Below are 3,230 nucleotides of genomic sequence, written 5' to 3' on the forward strand. Positions count from 1 at the left end.
GCCAGCGGGTTGCGCATCAGCCCTTGCAATGCCGCGCCGGTGACGCCGAGGCTGAAGCCCACCGCCGCCCCGAGGATGGCGCGCGGCAGGCGCAGTTCGGCGAGCACGAGGGCGGGCAGGCTCTGCCGCCCGGCGGCGAGATCGGCGATCGCCGCGCCGAGGTCGAGGGGCGCATAGCCCACCGCCACGGAAGCGGCGAGCAGCAGGGCCACGCAGGTGCCGAGGGTGGCGATCAGCACCGTATGGGAGATTGGGGGAGCGGTCATCGGGGCAGCGGTCATCGGGGGCAGCGGTCATGGGGCGATCGGCTGTGGGGCTACCGCCGTCGCGGCGGGCGCGGCGGCGGGCACAGCGTCCTGGGTCCCGGCCGGCGCCGATGGGCGCGCGCCGCGCGGGGCAACGGCAACCGTCACCTGTGCGCTGGCCCCGGTCGCCCCTTGCGTTGCCTTCTGCGCCGCCTCGGCCAGCCGCTCCGCCGCCTCCGCCAGTTCGGGGCCGGCGCAGGTCCACAGGCGGATGGGCAGGGCCACGGATCGTCCCGTGCTGCGGAAGGATGCGAGGGCGGGATGGGAGAGCAGGTCGTCGGCGAGGGAAAGCGGGGCGTCGGGCGCGGCGTTCACCACCAGAATGTCGGGCTGGGCCCACACCACCTCCTCCAGCGCCAGCTGGCCGAGGCGGTCGGCGGAGAGCCGCGCCGCGAGGTTGTCGAGGCCGGCCCGTGCCATTACCTCGCCGGGCAGGGAGCCGCGGCCGGCGGTGAAGCCGTTGGGCCGCAGCACGATGGCGGAGGGTGGATGCGCCGCCGGCGGCGGCAGCCGGGCAAAGGCTTCCTCCATTTGCCGCACCATGGCCTCGCCGCGCTCCGGCGTGCCGAGGCGCGCGGCGACGAGGCGGATCTGGATATAGGCCTCGTCCAGGGTCTGCGGCACGCCCAGCTCCAGCACGTCAAGGCCGAGGCGCCGCAGCAGGGCGGTGGTGGTGCGGGTGGTGAAGGCGCCGACGATGACGAGGTCCGGCGCCAGCGGCACGATCTCCTCGGCGAGGCCCCGGTTCACCGGCACCCCGCGCGCGAGATCGGCGACGTTCGAGCTGCGGGGGTCGCGGGCGAGGAAGGTGACGGACGCCACCTGCCCCGGATCGGCGAGGCGCAGCACCAGCTCGTCCGCGCACAGGTTGAGCGAGGCGACGCGCGCTGGCTTCGCCTGCGCCGTGGCGCACGTCAGCAAGATCAGCAGCGTGCCTGCCAGCCGTTTCATGCCGTCCTCAATAGGTGAGCCGGAGCCCGCCATAGGCGCCGAAGCCCGGAGCGAGGAAGCCGTTAGGGTTCTCGTAGGTCTGGTCGAACAAATTGTCGATGCGCGCGAACACCGTGGCATGGGTGTTCAGCCTGTAGCTGGCGGCGACATTGACCACCGTATAGCCCGGCTGGTCGACATAGTCCGACGTGAGCCGCACGATGTCCCACCAGGACGAGGCGTAGACGACGCTCGCCGAGAGATCGAGTTCGTCGGTGGGCCGCCATCCCAGCGTCACGCTCACCTTGTGGTTGGGGCGGCGCAGCGGAGTGCAGGAGGTGGCGTCGACGGGCGCGCAGGCGGCGCCGAACGGCTGGCCCACCGGCATGTAGCCCACCACATGGGTGTAGGTGTAGTCCAGCCGCACGTCGATGCGCTCCATCACCGCCACCGCGACGAAGGTCTCCGCGCCCTGCGTGGTGGCGCTGGAGATGTTGACGTTCTGGTAGGTGGCGGGATCGTAGCTGATGAGGTTGGTGATGTCGTTGTGGAAGTAGGTGGCGCCGAAGGCCACGCGCCCGCCCCACAGCTGCTGCTCGAAGCCGGCATCGTAGCCGGTGCTTTCTTCCGGCTTCAGCTGCGCATTGCCGTAATAGGGCGCGTAGAGCTGGTAGAGCGAGGGCGCCTTGAAGCCGGTGCCGTAGCTCGCCTTCAGCTTGCTGCCTGTCTCCGGGAACAGGATGGCGGGCGCGAGGCGGAAGGTGGTGTGGTCGCCGAAGGTGTCGTCGCTGTCATAGCGGATGTTGGCCGCGCCGAAGAAGCGCTCGCCGAGGGAGCCCTGGAACTCGCCATAGACGCCGGTGTTGCCGGTCGCGGCGTCCATCTCGCTATAGGCGCTCTGGGAGGTCATCCCCTCGTTGCGCCGCTCCAGCCCGACGAGCAGGTTCTGGCCCGGCGCAAGGGCGAGGTTGGAGCGCAGGTAATAGACCTGCCGGTCGCCCTCATACTGGCCGTTCACCGCGGTGTTGGGGCCATAGGTGGGGTTCGACGTGGTCATGGCGCTGGTGCCGAAGGTGGTGACGAGACGGTCGTCGAACGCGTTCCACACCCCCTCGCCCTTGGTGAAAAACATGCTGGCGAGGCTGGTGGAGGTCTGCGCCGCCGGGATGCCCTCATAGGTCGGCGGCGGATAGGTGTCCGGCGAGAAGGCGAGGCGGCTGTCGATGTAGCGGGCGATGAAATTGACCGCGAGCGCCTCCGTCGCCTGGTAGTCGAGGCGGGTCGAATAGGTCCAGTTGTCGTACGCGTTGGAATGGGTGGGGTAGCCGAACGGCACGATATCCTGCGGCGTCACCGGAATGTCGGTGGAGGCGAAGTGGGTGACGTTGAAGGAATAAGCGAGCTTGTCCGTGGACCCGCTCAGCGCCGCCGCCTGGTTGAAGGTGCCGAGCGCGCCGCCCTCCACATAGCCCGTGGCCCTGGCCGGGCCGTCGCCCTTCCTGGTGGTGACCGAGATGACGCCGCCGATGGCGTCCGAGCCGTAAAGACCGCTCTGCGGCCCGCGCAGCACCTCCACGCGGGCAAGGTCGCTCGCCAGCAGCTGGCCGAAATCGAAGGCGCCGTTCGGCGTGGAGGGATTGCCGGCGTCGATGCCGTCGATCAGCACCTTCACGTGGTTGGAATTGGTGCCGCGGATGAACACCGAGGTCTGCCCGCCCGGCCCGCCGGTCTGCACCACGTTGAGCCCCGGCAGGGACTGGAGCACGTCGGGCAGGGTGCGCTGCTGGCGGCGCTCGATATCCTCAGCGGTGACGATGGAGACCGAGCTTGCGACCTCGGCCTCCGGGGTCGGGATGCCGGTGGCGCTGACCACCAGTTCCGGCAGGTCGACGGCGTTCTGGTCGTCGGTGGACTGGGCCAGTGCGGTGGTGCCCGCGCAGGCGAATGCGAGGAGCACGGGGGCGAGGCGCATCGGGAGGCGGCGCAGGGGGAGGC

The 3,230-nt window shown here is 70.3% G+C and carries 3 protein-coding genes; all 3 read right to left on the reverse strand.

The window, feature by feature from the left end; translation table 11 throughout:
• Positions 1-266: iron chelate uptake ABC transporter family permease subunit (locus K9U40_RS22335; protein ID WP_282892303.1), on the reverse strand; the 266-nt coding region annotated here is incomplete at its 3' end.
• A gap of 27 nt (positions 267-293) precedes the next feature.
• Positions 294-1,256, reverse strand: coding sequence for an ABC transporter substrate-binding protein (locus K9U40_RS22340; RefSeq protein WP_282892304.1), 963 nt, complete (start codon positions 1,254-1,256; stop codon positions 294-296).
• Positions 1,257-1,263: 7 nt separating this feature from the next.
• A partial coding sequence (locus K9U40_RS22345; RefSeq protein ID WP_349239451.1) for a TonB-dependent receptor plug domain-containing protein occupies positions 1,264-3,230 on the reverse strand: 1,967 nt, incomplete at its 5' end.

It is taken from the genome of Xanthobacter autotrophicus (assembly GCF_030015065.1).
GTDB lineage: Bacteria > Pseudomonadota > Alphaproteobacteria > Rhizobiales > Xanthobacteraceae > Xanthobacter > Xanthobacter autotrophicus_D.